At 70.3% G+C, this 20378-nt stretch carries 17 protein-coding genes and 1 pseudogene; 14 read left to right on the top strand and 4 right to left on the bottom strand.

Going from position 1 to position 20378, the window contains the following annotated elements; translation table 11 throughout:
* On the bottom strand, positions 1-1023 hold the full coding sequence (locus LC193_RS22945; protein ID WP_226077062.1) for a glycoside hydrolase family 6 protein: 1023 nt from the start codon (positions 1021-1023) through the stop codon (positions 1-3).
* A 90-nt stretch (positions 1024-1113) separates the two neighbouring features.
* Between LC193_RS22945 and LC193_RS22950 the strand changes: the two are divergent.
* The 7 genes and pseudogenes from LC193_RS22950 to LC193_RS22980 all read left to right on the top strand — a co-directional run.
* Positions 1114-1620 (top strand): annotated as a pseudogene (locus tag LC193_RS22950) (MarR family winged helix-turn-helix transcriptional regulator); the annotation flags it as partial.
* 123 nt (positions 1621-1743) lie between these two features.
* The gene (locus LC193_RS22955) at positions 1744-2079 is read left to right on the top strand and encodes a DUF3817 domain-containing protein (RefSeq protein ID WP_226077064.1); all 336 of its coding nucleotides are present in this window, start codon (positions 1744-1746) and stop codon (positions 2077-2079) included.
* Between the two features lie 99 nt (positions 2080-2178).
* Positions 2179-3879: an acyl-CoA mutase large subunit family protein gene (locus LC193_RS22960; protein WP_226077066.1), complete on the top strand. Its 1701-nt coding sequence runs from the start codon at positions 2179-2181 to the stop codon at positions 3877-3879.
* Between the two features lie 80 nt (positions 3880-3959).
* The gene (locus tag LC193_RS22965) at positions 3960-4940 is read left to right on the top strand and encodes a tetratricopeptide repeat protein (RefSeq protein ID WP_226077068.1); all 981 of its coding nucleotides are present in this window, start codon (positions 3960-3962) and stop codon (positions 4938-4940) included.
* A 466-nt stretch (positions 4941-5406) separates the two neighbouring features.
* A complete protein-coding gene (locus LC193_RS22970) occupies positions 5407-6033 on the top strand; it encodes a DUF6230 family protein (protein WP_226077070.1) in 627 nt (208 codons plus the stop codon).
* A gap of 107 nt (positions 6034-6140) precedes the next feature.
* A complete protein-coding gene (locus LC193_RS22975; protein WP_226077072.1) occupies positions 6141-6683 on the top strand; it encodes a DUF6114 domain-containing protein in 543 nt (180 codons plus the stop codon).
* A complete protein-coding gene (locus LC193_RS22980; RefSeq protein WP_226077075.1) occupies positions 6673-8253 on the top strand; it encodes a hypothetical protein in 1581 nt (526 codons plus the stop codon). The genes LC193_RS22975 and LC193_RS22980 overlap by 11 nt, the downstream gene beginning before the upstream one ends.
* A gap of 68 nt (positions 8254-8321) precedes the next feature.
* On the opposite strand, the gene pyk is transcribed toward LC193_RS22980, so the two are convergent.
* From pyk to pta, 3 genes are all read right to left on the bottom strand, one after another.
* The gene (pyk, locus tag LC193_RS22985; protein WP_226077077.1) at positions 8322-9752 is read right to left on the bottom strand and encodes a pyruvate kinase; all 1431 of its coding nucleotides are present in this window, start codon (positions 9750-9752) and stop codon (positions 8322-8324) included.
* Between the two features lie 74 nt (positions 9753-9826).
* Positions 9827-11044, bottom strand: coding sequence for an acetate kinase (locus LC193_RS22990; protein WP_226077079.1), 1218 nt, complete (start codon positions 11042-11044; stop codon positions 9827-9829).
* The gene (pta, locus tag LC193_RS22995) at positions 11044-13200 is read right to left on the bottom strand and encodes a phosphate acetyltransferase (protein WP_226077081.1); all 2157 of its coding nucleotides are present in this window, start codon (positions 13198-13200) and stop codon (positions 11044-11046) included. The genes LC193_RS22990 and pta overlap by 1 nt, the downstream gene beginning before the upstream one ends.
* 247 nt (positions 13201-13447) lie before the next feature.
* Between pta and LC193_RS23000 the strand changes: the two genes are divergently transcribed.
* The 7 genes from LC193_RS23000 to LC193_RS23030 all read left to right on the top strand — a co-directional run bounded on the left by LC193_RS23000 (position 13448) and on the right by LC193_RS23030 (position 20356).
* Positions 13448-14473 (top strand): ATP-dependent 6-phosphofructokinase, encoded by a 1026-nt coding sequence (locus LC193_RS23000; protein WP_226077083.1) that lies wholly within the window; start codon positions 13448-13450, stop codon positions 14471-14473.
* A 140-nt stretch (positions 14474-14613) separates the two neighbouring features.
* Positions 14614-15054: a hypothetical protein gene (locus LC193_RS23005; RefSeq protein WP_086157896.1), complete on the top strand. Its 441-nt coding sequence runs from the start codon at positions 14614-14616 to the stop codon at positions 15052-15054.
* The gene (locus LC193_RS23010) at positions 15054-17336 is read left to right on the top strand and encodes a hypothetical protein (RefSeq protein ID WP_226077085.1); all 2283 of its coding nucleotides are present in this window, start codon (positions 15054-15056) and stop codon (positions 17334-17336) included. Before LC193_RS23005 ends, LC193_RS23010 begins: the two co-directional genes overlap by 1 nt.
* 23 nt (positions 17337-17359) lie before the next feature.
* Positions 17360-18067 (top strand): hypothetical protein, encoded by a 708-nt coding sequence (locus tag LC193_RS23015; RefSeq protein WP_226077087.1) that lies wholly within the window; start codon positions 17360-17362, stop codon positions 18065-18067.
* A gap of 182 nt (positions 18068-18249) precedes the next feature.
* Positions 18250-18834, top strand: coding sequence for a hypothetical protein (locus LC193_RS23020; protein WP_226077089.1), 585 nt, complete (start codon positions 18250-18252; stop codon positions 18832-18834).
* 145 nt (positions 18835-18979) lie between these two features.
* Positions 18980-19546 carry a hypothetical protein gene (locus LC193_RS23025; protein WP_226077091.1) on the top strand — a complete coding sequence of 189 codons (567 nt, stop codon included), beginning with the start codon at positions 18980-18982 and terminating at the stop codon, positions 19544-19546.
* 174 nt (positions 19547-19720) lie between these two features.
* Positions 19721-20356, top strand: coding sequence for a hypothetical protein (locus tag LC193_RS23030; RefSeq protein WP_226077093.1), 636 nt, complete (start codon positions 19721-19723; stop codon positions 20354-20356).
* Positions 20357-20378 lie beyond the last annotated feature (22 nt).

Genomic DNA, 20378 nt, shown 5'->3' on the forward strand with positions numbered 1-20378 from the left:
TCAGCCGGTCCCTGCCCCGGCCTCGCGGGCCAGGCCGAGCGCGTAGTCCGCCCACCACCGGCCCGCCGGGGGGCCGCCCCGGCACTCGCCGTCGGACTCGCCCGGCCGCTTGATCCACAGGTAGGCGTCGATCAGCGGGTCCTCGGTCTCGCTCGTCGGCGGCGCGCCCAGCGCCCGGCCCGGCGGGTTGCACCACGCCTCCTCGCCGCCCTCGTACGGCCCGTTGCCGTTGCGGCTGGTGTCGATCACGAAGTGCGCGCCGTCCAGCAGCTCCGACAGCCTGCGCCCGTACGCGGCGCTGTCCTCCAGGGTCTGGAAGTTCGCGACGTTGACGGCGAAGCCGTCCGCCCGCGCCACCCCGGCGCGCAGCAGCGGGTCGGAGATGCGCGCGGGGTCCGTGATCCAGCTGGCGTTGCCCGCGTCGAGGTAGACGCGGGTGTGCGGCTGCCGCGCGAGCCGGTCGATCGCGGCCGACAGGAGCCGGAACCGCTCGGGCACGTACCCGGCGTCGGTGCAGCCGTCCGCGGTGTGCGGAACGGCGTCCGGCTCAAGCACCACGATGGCGCGCGCGTCCCCGATGGCGCCGGCGAACGCGTCGATCCACTCCTCGTAGGCGGCCCCGTCCGCCGCGCCGCCCTGCGAGTACTGGCCGCAGTCCCGGTGCGGGATGTTGTAGGCGACGAGCAGCGCCGTGCGGCCCTGCGCCGTGGCCGCGCCGGTCACGGCCCGCACCACAGGCGCCGGGTCCTCCTCGCCCGGCGGCCACGTGGCCATCGGCCGGTCGGCGATGCGCCGCAGGACCTTCGCGTCCTCGGTCCTGCCCTCGGCCTCCCACGCGCGCACCTGGCGCGCGGCGGGGCTGTCCGGGTCCACCCAGAACTCGCCGGCGGACTCCGCCGCACGCGACGGGTCCTCGGGCGCCGGCTCGCCGGCCCCGCCCGAGGAGCCCGAGGTGCAGCCGAGGGCGAGCAGCGCGCAGACCAGTGTGGTGGCGACGCGACGGGTGCGGGGGCGTGCGTACATGGCGTCATCGTGTCATGACGGAACGTGTCCGCGCGGCAGCGCCACCGGCCGCCGGGACGGGCGCCGCGGGCGTGCCGATAGGGTCGCGGCGTGGCCAAACCGCTCAGTCTCCCCTTCGATCCGATCGCCCGCGCCGACGACCTGTGGAAGCGCCGCTGGGGCCCTTCCCCCTCGATGGCCGCGATCACCTCGATCATGCGGGCGCAGCAGATCCTGCTCGCCGAGGTGGACGCCGTGGTCAAGCCCTACGGGCTGACGTTCGCCCGCTACGAGGCGCTGGTCCTGCTCACCTTCAGCAAAGCGGGTGAGCTGCCGATGTCCAAGATCGGCGAACGGCTGATGGTGCACCCCACCTCCGTGACCAACACCGTGGACCGCCTCGTGCGCTCGGGGCTGGTCACCAAGCGCCCCAACCCGAACGACGGCCGCGGCACGCTCGCCTCCATCACCGACGAGGGCAGGGCCGTGTGCGACGCGGCGACCCGCGACCTGATGGCGATCGACTTCGGGCTCGGCGCCTACGACGACGAGGAGTGCGGGGAGATCTTCGCGCTGCTGCGTCCGCTGCGCGTGGCCGCCGGGGACTTCGAGGACTTCCCGGAGGTCGGGGCGGGCGGGGCCGTGGGGGCCGTTCGGGGCGCCGGGGCCGTTCGGGGCGCCGGGGGAGCCGAGGAGGGGGCCGGGGGAGATCGCCCCGAATGACCGGATAGGCTCGCCGGTATGAAGCGGAGTGTGCTCACGCGGTACCGCGTCATGGCCTACATCACCGCCGTGATGCTGCTGGTCCTCTGCACCTGCATGGTGTTCAAGTACGGCTTCGACACCGGCGAGGAGCTGACCCTGATGGTCTCGCAGGCCCACGGCCTGCTGTTCATGCTCTACCTGGTGTTCGCGTTCGACCTCGGCCACAAGGCCCGCTGGCCGTTCGGCAAGCTGCTGTGGGTCCTGCTGTCGGGCACGATCCCGTTCGCGGCGTTCTTCGTCGAGCGCGGGATCAGGGCCGAGGTGGAGCCCCTGATCGAGGCGGAGGAGCAGGCCGAGCCCGTCGGGGCCTGAGCGGTCCGGCGCGGCGCCCCGGGCGGCAGCCGCCCGGGGCGGCCTCGTGCGGGCTCGTTTCCCTCGACATTTACTAGGACGTCCAAGTAAATTGGTGGCATGGACTCCGAAGCCATCACCGCGGGCCGCCGACGCTGGCAGGCCCGCTTCGACGCGTCCCGCACCCGGGACGCCGACTTCACGACGCTCTCCGGCGACCCCGTCGAGCCCGTGTACGGACCGCGCCCGACCGACAGCTACGAGGGCTTCGAGCGCATCGGCTGGCCCGGCGAGTTCCCGTTCACCCGCGGCCTGTACCCCACCGGGTACCGGGGCAGGACGTGGACCATCCGCCAGTTCGCCGGCTTCGGCAACGCCGAGCAGACCAACGAGCGCTACCGCATGATCCTCGACGCCGGGGGCGGCGGCCTCTCCGTGGCGTTCGACATGCCCACGCTGATGGGCCGGGACTCCGACGACGCCCGCTCGCTCGGTGAGGTCGGCCACTGCGGCGTCGCCATCGACTCGGCGGCGGACATGGACATCCTCTTCCGCGGCATCCCGCTGGGCGAGGTCACCACCTCGATGACCATCAGCGGCCCCGCCGTCCCGGTCTTCTGCATGTACGTCGTCGCCGCCGAGCGGCAGGGCGTGGACCCCGGCACGCTCAACGGGACGCTCCAGACCGACATCTTCAAGGAGTACATCGCCCAGAAGGAGTGGCTGTTCGGGCCCGAGCCGCACCTGCGGCTCATCGGCGACCTGATGGAGTACTGCGCCGAGCGCGTCCCGGCCTACAAGCCGCTGTCGGTCTCCGGGTACCACATCAGGGAGGCCGGGGCCACGGCCGCGCAGGAGCTGGCCTACACGCTCGCCGACGGCTTCGGCTACGTCGAGCTCGGCCTCAGCCGCGGCCTCGACATCGACACGTTCGCGCCCGGCCTGTCGTTCTTCTTCGACGCGCACATCGACTTCTTCGAGGAGATCGCGAAGTTCCGCGCGGCCCGCCGCATCTGGGCCCGCTGGCTGCGCGACGTGTACGGCGCGACCAGCGCGCGCGCCCAGTGGCTGCGCTTCCACACCCAGACCGCCGGGGTGTCGCTGACCGCGCAGCAGCCGTACAACAACGTGGTGCGCACCGCCGTCGAGGCCCTGGCCGCCGTGCTCGGCGGCACGAACTCGCTGCACACCAACGCGCTGGACGAGACCCTGGCCCTGCCGAGCGAGCGGGCCGCCGAGATCGCGCTGCGCACCCAGCAGGTGCTGATGGAGGAGACCGGCGTCACCAACGTGGCCGACCCGCTCGGCGGCGCCTGGTACATCGAGCAGCTGACCGACCGGATCGAGGCCGACGCCGAGCGGATCTTCGAGGAGATCCTGGAACGCGGCCGGCGCGCGGTGCCCGACGGCCGGCACCCCATCGGGCCCGTCACCTCGGGGCTGCTGGCCGGGATCGAGAGCGGCTGGTTCACCGGGCAGATCGCGGAGGCCGCGTTCCGCTACCAGCAGGCGCTGGAGAAGGGCGACAAGCGCGTCGTCGGCGTCAACCGCCACACCGGCTCGGTGACCGGCGACCTGGAGATCCTGCGCGTGAGCCACGAGGTGGAACGCGAGCAGGTGCGCGCCCTCGGCGCGCGCCGCGCCGCCCGCGACGACGCCGCCGTCGGCGCCGCGCTCGGGGACCTGCTCGACGCGGCGCGTTCCGGGCGGAACATGATCGAACCGATGCTCCGCGCCGCCCGCGCCGAGGCGACGCTCGGCGAGATCTGCGGCGCGCTGCGGGAGGAATGGGGCACCTGGACCGAGCCCATCGGCTTCTGAGGCCGGTCCCGTGACCCGCACGGGCGCCGCGACCGCGGGGCCCGTACCCGAACGCGCGCGGAAGGGGGGAGACTGGTCCCATGCAGCCACGCAATGTGTCCATGAGCGGAGCCGTCGACCTCTCCGCGGTGAAGGCGGCCGCAGAGGCCAAGCAGAAGGCGGAGCAGGCCCGCGCTCAGCGGGCCGAGGCCCAGGCGGGCGGGCAGCAGGCGGAGGCCCCGGTCCGGCTCGTCATCGATGTCGACGAGGCGACTTTCGAGCAGGAGGTGCTCCAGCGCAGCACCGAGGTTCCCGTCGTCATCGACTTCTGGGCCGAATGGTGCGGGCCGTGCAAGCAGCTCAGCCCCATCCTCGAACGGCTGGCCGCCGAGTACGCGGGCCAGTTCGTCCTTGCCAAGATCGATGTCGATACCAACCAGATGCTGTTCCAGCAGTTCGGCGTGCAGGGCATCCCCGCGGTGTTCGCGGTGATCGCCGGGCAGGCGCTGCCGCTGTTCCAGGGCGCGGCGCCGGAGCCGCAGGTACGCCAGGTGCTCGACCAGCTGATCCAGGCCGCGGAGGCGCGCTTCGGCATCGTCGGCACCCCGGTCGACCCGGCTCAGGCCGCGGCCCAGCAGGCCCAGGAGCCCGTCGCGCCCGAGCCGCCCGCCGACCCGGCGCTCACCGCGGCCCACGCCGCGCTCGACGCCGGCGACCTCGGCGGCGCGATCCAGGCGTACCAGAACGTGCTCGCGGGTGAGCCGGCCAACGTGGAGGCCAAACTCGGGCTGGCGCAGGCCCAGTTGCTCTCCCGGGTGCAGGACGTGAACGCCGAGCGGGTGCGCAAGGAGGCCGCGGAGCGCCCCGAGGACGTCGCCGCGCAGCTCGCGGTGGCCGATCTCGACCTGGTCGGCGGCCACGTCGAGGACGCGTTCGGCAGGCTCGTCGGCACCGTGCAGCGCACGTACGGAGAGGACCGCGACACCGTGCGGGTACGTTTGCTCGAACTCTTCGAGGTCGTCGGTCCCGACGACCCGCGCGTGGTCGCGGCGCGCAGCGCGCTCGCGCGCGTGCTCTTTTGAGTCGAGCCCGTCTCAGGCGCCCACAGCGATCGCGTTTTACCAAGTTTTGGTAAAACGCGATCGCTGTCACGTTCTGTCACATCGGCCCGGCGTCCGGGGTGGGTTACGTCCGATTTGATGCGCCTGTGCGGTGGCCTGTCGCGCGCACCGTGTGTGCCGGAGGTGCGGCGTTCCCCGCCGTTTTCCCCCTTCTATCTTACTCGCAAGTAAAGAACCCCTTGTGTCATGCCGTGGGATGCACCACGATCGGCTCGTCGATGGAGCCACGTGTCGGCCTCGGGGCAGGGGGGTTCCCGCCCTTCGCGGATGGGACCTGTTCCGCAGTGAGCCGTGCAGCACGGCGGTCAGTGGCTGTCACCGGGGTGCAGTCCGGGGACAACGCGCTTCTCCTCTCCAGGCGTCGGGCGCCTGCTGACCGCAGTTGGCCGGGTTGCCGGGAGATGGTCGTCCGTGAAGGAGGAAAGTCATGGAGTCACAGGCTCGCGGCGGCACCAGATGGCGACGATTCGGCCTGGTGATGGTGCCGAGCGTGGCCGCTACCGCAGTCATAGGCGTGGCCCTCGCGCAGGGGGCGCTGGCCGCTTCGTTCAGTGTGTCGGGCCAGGAGTTCAAGGTCAGCGTCGACCGGCTGTACGGCGAGGGTTTCGTGCAGTACAGCCAGACGGTACGGCCGGCAGGCGAGCGGCCGCAGCCCGTCGCGGTCTCCGCGTTCGAGTACGCGGAGATCGACAACCTCTGCCAGTCGGTTGTCGTTCCGGTGCCCTTCATCGGGGATGTCACGCTGCGGATCGGGGCCGGAAGCGATCCCGACCGCCCGGTCGAGGCCGACAACCTGTTCATCGACCTGTCCCAGCTGGACGCGCAGGCGGAGTTCAGGAACATCGACATCGGCGTCAACGTCGACGAGCAGACGCGCGGCCCCCGCGGCCCGGACGGTCCCGACGGCGGCCCCGCAGCGGGGTCGTTCGCCCAGCAGGCCGAGTCGGTGGTGCTCACCGATGTCGAGCAGACCGCGTGGGCCACGTCCGCGGGGACGTTCACGCTCACCGACTTGAACCTGAGTCTGCACCGGGGCGCGAACGAGTGCTTCTGACGGCATGAGCCGTCCCTGGGGCAGAGCGGTCGCCCGTCTCTGCCCCAGGAAAAACGCCGTATCGTGCGTCCCGCCACAGAATCACGCGCCATCAGGGAGTACGTGCCGTGAGCACCGATACCAAGGGTCAGCCCGTTGTTTCCTTTTTCTCCCGAGGACGCCTGGCGTTCCGGCACTTCCGCTGGGGGCGGCCCTTCTGGGCGGGGCTCTTCGTCCTGACCGCCGGGCTGCCGATCGCCTACTTCCCCTACCGCAACGTGACGTTCGGGGACCTCACCGTCCGCATGGCCACCACGGCGGGTGCGGGCTCGCTGGTGATCGGCATTCTGCTGGTGCTGCTCGGGCTGACCATATGGTTCCAGCCGCACGTCCGGATATTCGCGGGCGTGGCGGCGATTCTCCTCGCACTGGTGTCGCTGATCGTCTCCAATTTCGGCGGATTCTTCGTCGGTTTCCTCTTCGGGATGATCGGCGGGGCGATGAGCGTCGCGTGGCTGCCGGGCGAGCAGACCGCGGCGGAGGGGCGGGACGCGGGGGACCGGGAGCCGCCGGCCAGGGCCTCCGGTACGGGCAGCGCGCTCGCGGGCTTCGACGCGGTCGCGCCCGAGCGCGAGAGGGACCCGGGGAAGGGGAAAGACCGTGCCGACTGACGACATAGCACCGGCTGTCGCGGCCGAGGGAGGACCGCGGCACGCCGTTCCCCGCAAGACGCTGCTCCAGCGTCTGCACATGCCGGTGGGGAAGGCGATCGCCCTCGCGGCGATGCCATCGGCGGCGCTGATGGGGATGGGCTTCACCTCACCGTTGGCCAAGGCCGACCCGCAGCCGGAGAACCCGTTCCGCGGCGAGTCGTGCGTCTCGGTCGAGGACGGCGAGCCGGGCGAGGACGGACCGGAGCAGGGCGCCGACGCCCCGGAGCCGGGCGAGGACGGGGAGCCGGCCGGGGAGGACCCCCAGGACGCCGCTGAGGAGCCCGCGGAGGACGCCGCGGAGTCCGGGCCCGGCGCCGGGGAGAGCGACCGCGAGGAGGCCGCGGGAGCGATCGAAGCGGCCGAAGGGAGCGCCGCCGGAGGGGACGCGGCCGGGGAGGAGGCCGCCGGAGAGGACGCGGGCGGGTCGTCGGGAGGGGAGCGGGAGCGGTCGGCGGGCTCCGTTGGCGCGGCTGGGCTGGCGGAGGAGCCGGAGCCGTCAGCGCGGGAGCCCGGGGCGGCCGGGGAACCGGAGGGCGGCGAGGACGGGGCCGAGCCCGAGGAGCCCGGCGCGGAACGGGAGTTCGACCCGTGGGACCCGCTGGGGCTCGGCCGGGGGCTCGGGGACCTGGGCAAGGGGCTCGGCGACCTGCTGGCCCCGGGCCGCAGGGACGAGGACCGGCCGCCCGAGGAGCCCACGGCCCCGCAGCCGCCGCGCGACCCGGAGGAGCCTCCCGCGGCGCCCCCGGCCCCCGGCGACGGCGGGAGCGACGGGGGCGGCGCGGAGGAGGACCCGGGCGAGCCCGCGCGGGAGCCGGCTCCAGGAGCGGCGGACGGCGAGGCGGACACCGGTCCCGAGGACGGGTCGGACACCGCGCCGGACGACCCAAACGCCCCGGACGACCCGGACGACGATGCCGCGCCGGACGAGCGGGAAACCGAGGAGGAAACCGAGCGGGAAGCCGAGGGGGACGGCGCCGGGGACGCGGCGGACGACCCGTTCGCCCCCGACGCGCAGGGCCGCGAGGCGTTCCCCTGCCCCATCGAGGGGGCCGTGCCCGGCACGGCCGAGCAGACCCCGGTCACCCTGCCGAACGACCCCTGGTACCTGGAGGCGAGCTACCTGACGCTCGCGGGCCTGCGGTACCACGGCGTCGTCAACGTCACCACCCAGGACGGCACGACCAAGCAGGTGCTCAAGTTCACCGCGGAGAAGGTCGACATCGGGGACCTGCACCAGATCGTCGACATCGGCGGGGGCGTCCGCACCCACGTGGCCACGGCGGCCGGCTCCAACTCGACGTTCCGCGACGGCACCGTGACCATGTACACCGAACGGCTCCAGGGCAAGCTGTTCGGCGTCATCCCCATCGTGTTCGACCCCGAGCACCAGCCGCCGCTCGACCTGCCGCTGGTGCACTTCACCGACGTGTTCGTCACCCAGGCCGGCCAGTTCGGCGGAACGCTGACCATGCAGGGCATGAGCATGTACCACACGGAGGACGGCCCGACCGTCCCCCCGCCCGCCTGAGCGGGCGGGCGGCCCATCGCCCGGCGGGCGCGGGACGAGGCGCCCGGGCCCGCCGCGGCACAGGGCTGCTAGACGCCGCCGTGCCCGCCGAGGTGGTGGACGCGGACCATGTTCGTGGTGCCGGGCACGCCGGGGGGCGAACCGGCCGTGATGATCATCGTGTCGCCGGGCGAGAAGCGGTTCAGCCGCGACAGCTCCGCGTCGCACAACTCGACCATCTCGTCGGTGTGGTTCGCGTGCCGCACGACGAACGTCTCCACGCCCCAGCTCAGCGTCAGCTGGTTGCGGGTCTCCACCTCGGACGTGAACGCCAGGATCGGCTGCACCGCCCGGTACCGCGACAGCCGCCGCGCGGTGTCCCCCGACTGGGTGAACGCCACCAGCGCCTTCGCGTCGAGGAAGTCGGCCATCTCGGCGGCGGCGCGCGCCACGGAACCGCCCTGCGTGCGCGGCTTCTTGCCCGGCACGAGCGGCAGCAGGCCGCGCGAGAGCAGCTCGGTCTCCGCCGCGACCACGATCTTCGACATCGTCTTGACGGTCTCGATCGGATAGCGGCCCACCGAGGACTCGGCCGACAGCATCACCGCGTCCGCGCCGTCCAGGATCGCGTTCGCCACGTCGGACGCCTCGGCGCGCGTCGGGCGGGAGTTGGTGATCATGGACTCCATCATCTGGGTCGCCACGATCACCGGCTTGGCGTTCCTGCGGCACAGGTCGACCAGCCGCTTTTGCACCATCGGCACCCGTTCGAGCGGGTACTCCACGGCCAGGTCGCCGCGCGCCACCATCACACCGTCGAAGGCGAGGACGACCTCCTCCATGTTGTCCACCGCCTGCGGCTTCTCCACCTTCGCGATGACCGGGACCCGGCGCCCCACCCGGTCCATCACGCGGTGCACGTCCCGCACGTCGTCCGCGTTGCGCACGAACGACAGCGCCACCATGTCCGCGCCGAGCCGCAGCGCGAACTCCAGGTCCTCCACGTCCTTGTCGGACAGCGCCGGGACGTTCACCGCGACGCCCGGCAGGTTGATCCCCTTGTGGTCGGAGATCACCCCGCCCTCGATCACGATCGTCCGCACCCGCGGACCGTCGACCTCCGTCACCTGGAGGGACACGTTGCCGTCGTTGATGAGGATCGTCTCGCCCTTGGCGACGTCGCCCGGCAGCCCCTTGTAGGTGGTGCCGCAGATCGACCGGTCGCCCGGCACGTCCTCGGTCGTGATCGTGAACTCGTCGCCGCGCTGGAGCTCCACCGGGCCGTTCGCGAACGTCTCAAGGCGGATCTTGGGGCCCTGGAGGTCGGCGAGCACGCCGATCGGCCGGCCCGTGTCCTCACTGGCCTTGCGCAGGCGGTGGTACCGCTCCTCGTGCTCCTGGTGCGAACCGTGGCTGAAGTTGAAGCGGGCCACGTTCATCCCCGCGTCGATCAGGGCCTTGAGCTGCTCGAAGGAATCGACGGCAGGGCCCAGGGTGCAGACGATTTTGGAACGGCGCATGATGGCGATCCTATCGTTTTGTTCCGTAGCTGAATTTTCGGCGGGATCAGGCTATCCGAGCGCACCGGCGCGCCTCACGAACCGACCAGCGCGAACGCCTGGGTCGCGATCTCCAGCTCCTCGTCCGTGGGCACCACGGCGACCGCGACCCTGGCGTGCTCCGGCGAAATCAGCCGCGGCCCGCCGCCGGGCGCGGTGTTGGCCGCCCCGTCGACCTCGATGCCGAGCCCTTCGAGGCCCGCCACCGCCGCGGCCCGCACCGGCGCCGCGTTCTCCCCGACCCCCGCGGTGAACGCCACCGCGTCGACCCGGCCGAGCACGGCGCAGTACGCGCCGATGTACTTGCGCAGCCGGTGGATGTAGACGTCGAAGGCCAGTCCCGCCTCCGCGTCGCCCTCCGCCCGGCGCCGCAGCACCTCCCGCATGTCGTTGTCACCGCACAGACCCACGAGCCCGGAGCGCTGGTTCAGCAGCGCGTCGATGTCCGCCACGTCCATGCCCGCGACCCGGGCCAGGTGGAAGACCACCGCCGGGTCGGTGTCCCCGGAGCGGGTACCCATCACGAGCCCTTCCAACGGGGTCAGGCCCATCGAGGTGTCCACGCACCGCCCGCCCGCCACCGCCGAGGCCGACGCGCCGTTCCCCAGGTGCAGCACGATCACGTTCACCTCGGCCGGGTCGCGGCCGAGCAGCGCGGCCGTGCGCCGCGACACGTACGCGTGCGACGTGCCGTGGAAGCCGTACTTGCGGATCAGGTGCTCGTCGGCCGTCGCCGTGTCGATCGCGTAGCGCGCCGCGTGCTCGGGCAGCGTCGTGTGGAACGCCGTGTCGAACACCGCCACCTGCGGAACGTCCGGGTTCAGGTCCATCGCCGTCCTGATCCCCGCCAGGTTGGCCGGGTTGTGCAGCGGCGCCAGCGGCACCAGACGTTCGATCTCGGCGAGCACCCGCTCGTCGACCACCGTCGGCTCGGTGAACGCCCGCCCGCCGTGCACCACCCGGTGCCCCACCGCCACCAGCTCCGGCGCGTCAAGGCCGAGGCCGTCCGCCGCCAGCTCACCGGCCGCCGCCCGCAGCGCCGCCCGGTGGTCGGGCAGGTCCGCCTCGCGCTCGCGCCGTTCGCCGCCCGCGGGGGTGTGCACCAGGCGCCCCGCGCCCTCCCCGATGCGCTCCACGAGGCCGGACGCCAGACGGGAGTGGTCCGCCATGTCGAGCAACTGGTACTTCACCGATGAGGAACCGGAGTTGAGCACCAGCACCCGGCCGCCCCCACTCCGCCGCCCGTGCGCCACTACGCGTTCCCCTTCATTTCCGCTTCCGTTCGTCCCTCGCGCCCCGGCCGCGCCGGGCGCTCATCCCGCTCCCGCGTGCCCTGCTGCGCCTGGATCGCGGTGATCGCGACCGTGTTCACGATGTCCTGCACCAACGCGCCGCGCGACAGGTCGTTCACCGGCTTGCGCAGCCCCTGGAGCACGGGGCCGACGGCCACCGCGCCCGCGGACCGCTGCACGGCCTTGTACGTGTTGTTGCCGGTGTTCAGGTCCGGGAAGACCAGCACCGTCGCCTGCCCCGCCACCTCGGAGCCCGGCAGCTTCGTCGCCGCCACCGAGGGCTCGACCGCCGCGTCGTACTGGATCGGGCCCTCCACCTTCAGGTCCGGCCGCTGCCGCCGCACCAGCTCCGTCGCCTCGCGCACCTTGTCCACGTCCGCGCCGGAACCCGACGTGCCCGTGGAGTACGACAGCATCGCGATCCGCGGCTCGACCCCGAACTGCGCCGCCGTCGCCGCCGACTGGATCGCGATGTCCGCCAGCTGCGCCGCGTCCGGATCGGGGTTGACCGCGCAGTCCCCGTAGGCCAGCACCTTGTCCGCCAGGCACATGAAGAACACCGACGACACGATCGACGCCTCGGGCTTCGTCCTGATCACCTCGAACGCCGGCCTGATCGTCGCCGCCGTCGAGTGCGCCGCGCCCGACACCATGCCGTCGGCCAGGCCCTCGCGCACCATCAGCGTTCCGAAGTACGACACGTCCGCGACCACGTCGTACGCCAGCTCGTACGTCACGCCCCGGTGCGCCCGCAGCCCCGCGTACACCTCGGCGAACCGCTCCCGCAGCGGCGACGTCACCGGGTCGACGATCTGGACGGGCGACTCACCGCCGCCGAGGTCCACCCCCAGGTCGGCGGCCCGCTTGCGCACCGCCGCCTCGTCGCCCAGCAGCGTCAGCTCGCACACGTTCCGGCGCAGCAGCACCTCGGCCGCCCGCAGCACCCGCTCGTCCGTGCCCTCGGGCAGCACCACGTGCTTGAGGTCCGCCCGCGCCCGCTCGATCAGCCGGTGCTCGAACATCATCGGCGTGACCCGGTCGCCGCCCGACAGCGATATCCGTTCCGTGAGCACCCCGGTCGCCACGTGCGTCTCGAACAGGCCGAGCGCGATCTCCGCCTTCCTCGGCGTGGCCGCCGTCAACTTGCCCTCAAGCCCCGACAGGGCCGTGGCCGTCCCGAACGAGCCGCCCGGCACCGAAAGCACCGGCGTGCCCGGCGCGAGCCGCTCGGCCAGCGCCATCGTCTCGGGACCCGGGCGCGCGCCCAGCGTCAGCAGCAGGCCCGCGATGGGCGGGGACCCGGCCGAGTGCGCCGCGAGCGCCCCCACCACCAGGTCCGCGCGGTCGCCCGGCGTCAGCACCAGGCAGCTCTCCGTCAGCGCCGGCAGGAAGACGGGCAGCGTCGCGCCGCCGAACACGAAGTCCCGCACGTCGCGCGCGAGCCCCGTCGCGTCCCCGAGCAGCACCTCGGCGCCCAGCGCCTCCACCACCTGCGCCACCGTCGGCGCCGCGAGCGCGGGCTCCTCGGGCAGCACCCACACCGGAACGGGCAGGTGCCCGGCCAGCTCGCGCGCGGCGCGCACCGCGTCGCTGTCCCGCACCCGGTTGGCGATCATCGCCAGGACCTCGCAGCCGAGCGAGGCGAACGCGTGGTGCGCGTTGCGCACCTCCGCCACGATCGAGTCCGCGCCCTGCCCGAGACCCGAGACGACGGGCAGCACCGCCGCGCCGAACTCGTTCGCCAGCCGCCCGTTGAGCGTCAACTCCGCGGGCAACTGCGTGTCGGCGTAGTCGGTGCCGAGCACCAGCACCACGTCGTAGGCGCGCGCGACCGCGCGGAAACGCTCCAGCAGCCGGCCCACCAACTCGTCCGTGCCGCGTTCCGCCAGCAGCTCCGCCGCCTGCGCGTACTCCATGCCCCGCGCGGACTCCGGCGACTGCGCCAGCCGGTAGCGCGCACGCAACAGGTCGAACACCGGATCGGGCCCCGCGTGGGCCAGCGGTCTGAACACCCCCACCGGGCCCGCCTGCCGGGTCAGCAGCTCCATGACCCCCAGCTCGATCGCCTGCCGGCCGTCCCCGCGGCCGATGCCCGCCACGTACACGCTGCGCGTCACTTTCCCGTCCCGTCCCGGTCGTCCCGTCGCAAGCCTGCCTTGAGGGGATCTGGGCAGCATCTCTCCGATATCCCTCTTCCGACCGTACCCGCGAGGGGGTCACGGGCGCGCGCCGGGTCGACGCAGGCCGTTCGAAGGAGCCATGGTGTCGTGACACAATTCCGACGGCCGCAAGGGAGCGGTCGCCATTACCACAGCCGCTCACCCGTCTTCCGACCCCTCCCAAGCGAGCAGGAGAACGTTCCCCATGCGCATCGGAGTCCTCACCGCCGGCGGTGACTGCCCCGGCCTCAACGCTGTGATCCGCTCGGTCGTGCATCGTGCCGTCGTGGACCGCGGAGACCAGGTGATCGGGTTCGAGGACGGCTTCAAAGGGCTGCTCGAAGGGCGCTACAGGCCGCTCGACATCAACGAGGTCAGCGGCATCCTCGCGCGCGGCGGGACCATCCTCGGGTCGAGCCGCCTGGAGCGGCACCGGCTGGCCGAGGCGTGCGACAACGCGGAGGCGTTCCGGCGCAAGCTCAGCCTCGACGCGCTGATCCCCATCGGCGGCGAGGGCACCCTCACGGCGGCCAGCATGCTCTCCGCGGCCGGCATCCCCGTGGTCGGCGTGCCCAAGACCATCGACAACGACATCTCGGCCACCGACCGCACCTTCGGCTTCGACACGGCCGTCGGCGTCGCGACGGAGGCCATCGACCGGCTGAAGACCACCGCCGAGTCGCACCAGCGCGTCATGGTCGTCGAGGTCATGGGCCGGCACGCGGGCTGGATCGCCCTTGAGGCCGGCATGGCCGGCGGCGCGCACGGCATCTGCATCCCCGAGCGGCCGTTCCAGATCGACGACCTGTGCAAGATGGTCGAGGAGCGCTTCGCGCGCGGCAAGAAGTTCGCCGTGATCTGCGTCGCCGAGGGCGCCCGCCCCGCCGAGGGCTCCATGCCGTACGAACGCGGCGAGATCGACCCGTACGGGCACGAGCGGTTCACGGGCATCGGCCAGCGCCTCGCGAACGAGCTGGAACACCGGCTCGGCAAGGAGGCCCGCGCCATGATCCTCGGCCACATCCAGCGCGGCGGCACGCCCACGGCCTACGACCGGGTGCTGGCCACGCGCTTCGGCTGGCACGCCGTGGAGGCCGCGCACCGCGGCGAGTTCGGCATGATGACGGCGCTGCGCGGCACCGACATCGTGATGGCCCCGCTGGCCAACGCGACGGCCGAGCTGAAGCGCGTCCCGCAGAACCGCATGGACGAGACCGAAGCCGTCTTCTGAGCCGTTCGCCCCCGTTCTCCGCTGTTCCCCCCTTCCACCGAACTTGCACCGAACGGTAGTTGCGCCGTCGCTGAGCGTGGGCAATCATGTGCACCTCAGCATCAGGCGCACGCCCCGGCGCGGGGCGAGGGGGGCAGACGATGTCGTTCGACGAGGAGTGGCGCGGGTTACAGGCTTCGGCCCGCGACGAGTTGACCCGCACCCGGCTCAACTCCGGGGCGGGGGGCGGCGGCGACCTCGAAGTCCACGGGCAGGAGCTGACGCCCGTTCAGGAGGCCGCCGGGTCGCTGGCCGACGATCTCGACCGCGACGGGCATGTGGCCCAGGCCCCCACGGAGGCCGCCGGCGCGGCGTTGCGCGCCCCCGGCCTCGACACCGGTTCCGCGCTGGCCGACGTCGCCGGGCGCTGGCAGTCCCAGGCCGACGCGCTGCGCGACGCGTGCCTGCGGATCGCCGGGCACATCGGTGAGACGGTCCACAGCCACGCGGCGCACGAACTGGAGACGGTCGCCGCGCTCCAGCGCGCCGGGGCCGTTCCGGCGTCGAACCCGCGCCTGGACGCGTTGGGCGGCGGTGCCTGATGGAACGCGGCGCCCTGACCTTCGAGGAACTGCTCCACCTGCCGCTCGGCCCGCTGGACGAGGCCGCCGCCGAGTGGGACACGCAGGTGCGGCGGCTCGGCGACATGAAGACCGCGGCCGACGGCATGCGCCAGCACACGCAGCGCGCCAACTGGGCGGGCGAGAACGCGAACGTGACCGTGCCGTTCGTCAGGGACCAGGCGGAGCAGTTCGACGCGGCCCAGACGCAGGCCCGCACATTCCGCGACCTGTGCCGGGACGGGCACCGCATCCTGAAGCACCACAAGGACGAACTCATCGAACTCGTCGAGGTCACCGCCCGCGAACTGGGCGTGCACGTGCGGGCCTCCGGCGAGGTGACCGCCGACCTCGACGGCCTCGACGGTGACACGCGCCGCGAGCGGCAGGACGCGGTCATGGCCGTCTCGGAGCGCATCCGGCGCGTCCTGAACCGGGCGGCCGACGCCGACGCCGAGATCGCGCGTGCGCTGCGTTCCGCGATGGGCACCGATCCGGACCGCTTCAGCCCGGTCCGCTACGAGACGGTCAACGAGGCGGAGCTGGCCCGCCAGGACGTCGCGACGGTCGCGGACCTGCTGCGCCGCACGGATCTGGACGCCGGCGACATGACGTACGCGGCCTACCTGCTCGACCAGTACAAGGACGACCCGGTGTTCGCCGAACGCCTCGCTCTGGAACTCGGGCCCGAGGGCGTGGCCGAGTTCTGGGCGGCCACGGCCGCGAACCGGCCCCTCGGGGCGGAGCGCGAGGAGTGGGAGACGGCCGCCGCCGCGCTCCAGACCGGCCTGGGCGCGACCCTGGGCACGGCGACGCTGTCGGAGACGGCCGCCATGGAACGCTGGGAACGCGACCTCGTCGCCCTCGGCGACCAGCGGATCGGCGAGGTGACCGGGCCGTACGGGTTCCAGGTCACCAGCGCGCTGATGCGGTCGGGGGAGTGGGACAGCGATCTGCTCCTCGACTACGGCGAGAACCTGCTGGCGTTCGAGCAGGGGACCGGCCGCGACCCCTCCGACGTGTGGCACATGGTGGACGGCACCATGCTCAACTTCCCGAGCAAGGACGACGCGGGGCTCGACCCCGTGGTCGGGTTCCTCCAGGCCCTCGGCCAGTCCCCGGACGCGGCCACCGTGTTCTTCGCCGCACCGGACGACTTCGACCCGACGGCCGCGATCGTCCGGGGCGAAGGCGAGGAGGAGTCGCTGCGGGAGCACCGGGAGATGCTCAACGACAACCTGTTCTACCTCGCCTCCGAACGCGAGTGGTGGAGCCGCGAGCCGGGTGCCCCCTCGGACGCCCCGGTCGACGCCTCGCTCAGCGAGGCCCTGCTCGCGGCGGGCACCGGCTACCAGGCCGGCGCCGACCCGCAGCACGCCATGGCACAGACGAGCACGTCGGCCGAGAGCGCCGCCGTCATGGAACAGGTCATGCACCTCTACGGCACCCTCGACCCGACACTGCTCCAACAAAGCCCCGAGCTGGGCGCGAACCTGGGCATCATGGCCGGGATGTACATGCCCGACATCAACTACTGGGCGGCGGCGGACAACCAGCTGCAAAGGGACACCTATCCCGACACGTACGAGACGCCCCGTGGCGAATGGCTCGGCAACGGCCGCGAAAGCACGATCCGCTTCCTGACCACTCTCGGGCAGAACGCCGAAGCACATGAGGCCATGACAAAGGCTCAGCAGTTGTACACCTTGGATAACCTGGACCGTTTCCCGCCGGTGGACGAGGACAGCACCACCAAGGGCATCGACAGCCTCAGAACGGCCGCCACCGTACGCGGCATCCTGGACTTCGGGCGGGTGGACGCAATCGTCACTGAGTACGGCGAGGAATCGGCCGCGGCCCAGCAGCACGTGTCGCAGATGGCCGGCTGGGCGAAGTCCGGAACGGGCTCGCTCATCACGGGAAGTATTGGAGCAGGGGCGGGCCTAGCGGCCGCATCACTCTCAGGACCCGCCGTAGTCATTGTGCCCGTGGTCGCCGGGGTCGGCGGCGGATTTCTCACAGAGTTCTTCAACCAAGGCTACGACCAGGCATTCCAGGCAGAGGGAGCGTCACGCCAAGAAGTTGCCGTAACCACGGCGAATTACCACGACTTCGGAGCACGCGAAGTCGCGGCGCTCAAAGCGGAATATCTCGCTTCGGTGGATGAATCTGATATGAGGGCACGTGACCGCTACGATGCATTGGAGTCAATGGAGCACGTCTATCTTCACGGTGTGGGCCTCGGAGAGGCGCACGGCAACTGAAGCCAACCCAATTGCCTTGATTCTTGAGCGTTTTTGACAATGACAGAAGGAAGGAAATGAGACAAGTTCGATTGACCCGCCGGATGCATGTACTGCTGGGCGCTGCCCTCTGTGCGGTGCTGTTCACTACCGCATCCTGCTCGTCAGGAGGGGGCGAAGGCGGGGAAACTGAAGGGCGTGACGAGTTATTTGTGTCGGCCGAAGAGGTATGCGGTGGCGTGCTGTCGCCTACGGCAGTTCGATATCTGGAAACGGCGACCGGAGGGACTGAGTTCTACACCTCTTTCCTGCCAGGTGAACCTACCGATCTGGAAAGTCTGCTCAGTGTACTGCGTGAGACGCAAGAATATGAAGAGCAGTTCTGTCGGATTCGCACTCCGGAATCGAATCCTGCTATGCCGGCAGTGCAATTTTACTTTCGTTGGGAGCCTGCTGAACTCGTTGATGGCACGGAAAATAGTACCTTTCGGCAAGATCCCGAAGCGGCCATTTATCCCCTCGGTGTAGAGGCAGTCGCACTGCGAGAAGGGGGCGCGTGGCTCGTTTTCGACTGCCCACTGGAAGGGCGTGAGGGGCATCTACTCAGCTCCCGTCTGCATGTCTACCCAGGCGCCGAGCCCAACGACAGGATCGGCTTGCTCAACGCGGTCTCGCGAACGGTTGCCGAGGGGTTCGGGTGTTTGGAGGAATCGCAGTTGCCCGAGGATGCGCCACCGCCGCTATCGCGTTGAGGGGCGCCGCAGCACGCGGCTTTCGATCACGGCATGAGGGGGTAGTGAATGCGCCGATATGACCGTCCGCTTTGACGAGGAAGAGTGCTGCCTCTGTGATGCTAATGTGCTCCGGCCCCAGCAAAGTTGGTCTGTTATCTATAGTCGTTACCTTGGTCGCAGCTATCCTAGTTTCCTGTTCCGTGGGGCGCGATGAGGAAACTGTGACTTCGCCCGATGAGCAGTTCACGCATGCCCGTGAGGTGTGTGGCGGCGTGCTTTCTGACGTGGCGGCACGACATTTGGAAGAAGCAGCAAGAAGCGATGAGTTTCTTGCCTTGTTTCACCCCGGCGACCCCAATGATCTTGAGTCTCTGCTCAGGGTGCTACATGAGACGGAAAAGTACGAGGAGCAGTTCTGTCGCATCTATACGCCAGCGTCAGACCCTGCCATTCCGACGGTCAATTTCTACTTTGGATGGGAACCCGCCGAACTTGTCGAACCCGTAGAGGAAAGCAGCTTGTGGGACAACCCGCGAGCGGTTCCTTATGATGTCGGAGAACTGGCTACGACGCTCGGGCCGAGCGGTGCGCTGCTCGTTTTCGAGTGCTCAGTTGAGGGGCGTGAGGTGCATATGCTCAGCTCGCGTCTGCACGTCCACCCCGAGGCCCACCCCGATGATCGGATCGGTTTGCTCCAGGCTGTTTCACGCACCGTTGCCGGGGGGCTGGGCTGTGTGGAGGAGTCGGGATTGACCGAGGCTGCGCCGCAGCCGCTGCCGCGTTGATTCCCGCCATCCAAAACAGCTCCAGCGCGAAACAAGGGAGTATGAAGTGCATCGGTCCGGCCGTCGCTCCTTCATGAGAGGGCTTGCTGCCTCTGTCATGCCATTTTCGCTCGTTGGTGTGGCCTGTGCAGAAGGTAGTGGCGACGTGACGGGCGAGCGATCAAGGTCGGAGGTATACGTCGCAGCCGGCGAGGTCTGTGGGGGTGCTTTGTCCGGCGCGACGGAAGAGCTGATTAGTATCACCCGTTCGGAAGATTTTGAGCATCTCTTGCTGGCGGGCGAACCGTCCGATGTGCCAGCACTCGTAGATGCGTTACAGGTTACGGATAGTCGCGAATTGGGGTTCTGCCGGCTTCTCACTCCAGCATCCCAGCCTCACCGCTTTCTGGAATTTTTCTTCGGTTGGGTGGAACGCCAGTCGGTTGATTCGAATGATTCCGCCTTGCGGGACGACCCGGTGAACCTTTTCTATGACACGGGTGAGGAAGCGGTCACGCTTGGACGCGGTGCGGCGATCTACTTTCCATGCTCGGTTGAGGGCAGGGCAGAGGAGTCAGTGAGTGTCCGTTTGGGGGTTGGCATCCAAGACGCAGGTGAGCCGGATGACCGGATAACGCTGCTCAATTCGTTGGCCCGGTCTGTGGCCGAAAGGCTGGGGTGTCTGGAGGAGTCGGCGTTGACCGACGGAGTGCCGCAAAGACTGGAGCGCTAGCCGCGGGCGGCCTGGTGACTCCGTCTCTCTTAGTTGGCGGGGGAGAAGATTGAGCGCATGGCGGGCCTTCCAGGCGCGGATGCGACTGAGTGTTTGAGCTGCTGCGCTTGGCAGCGGAGAGGGGGGGGAATGGCGTTTACGCGCTCCGGGCCCAGGAAATCTGGCTTGTTATCCATGAGTATTGCATTGGTTGCGGCTTCCCTTGTTTCCTGTTCCTTGGGAGGCGGCGAGGAAAGTGCGCCGTCGCCCGAAGAGCGATTCATATCGGCCGAAGAGGTGTGTGGCGGTGTGCTCTCTGCAACGGCCGTCCAGCATCTTGAGCGAGCGTCGAGAGCAACCGAGTTCAGTACCTCGTTCCTTCCTGGAGATCCCACTGACCTTGAGTCCCTACTCGGGGTGCTCCGCGAGACGCAGGAGTACGAGGAGCAGTTCTGTCGCATTCGTAATCCTGCATCGGGTGACGGCATGCCGGCAGTGCAGTTCTATTTCCGGTGGGCGGGCACTGAACCCGAAGAGCGCCCAGAGGACAGTAGGTTTTGGGAGGACCCGGAAGCGGTTGTCTACGATATTGGAGAACTGGCGGTGACGCTTGGGCCGAGTGGAGCATTTCTCGTATTCAAGTGCTCGGTCGAGGGGCGTGAGGGGCATATGCTCAGCTCGCGTCTTCACGTCCACCCTGAAGCCCACCCCGATGATCGGATCGGTTTGCTCAACGCTGTTGCACGCACCGTTGCCGAAGGGTTGGGCTGTGTGGAGGAGTCGGGGTTGACCGAGGCTGTGCCGCAGCCGCTGCCGCGTTCGCTGGGATGAGTCGGCGGGCACCGGGCATGTG

Origin of the sequence: Streptomyces marincola (genome assembly GCF_020410765.1) — a bacterium.
In the GTDB taxonomy this organism is placed as follows: Bacteria; Actinomycetota; Actinomycetes; order Streptomycetales; family Streptomycetaceae; genus Streptomyces; species Streptomyces marincola.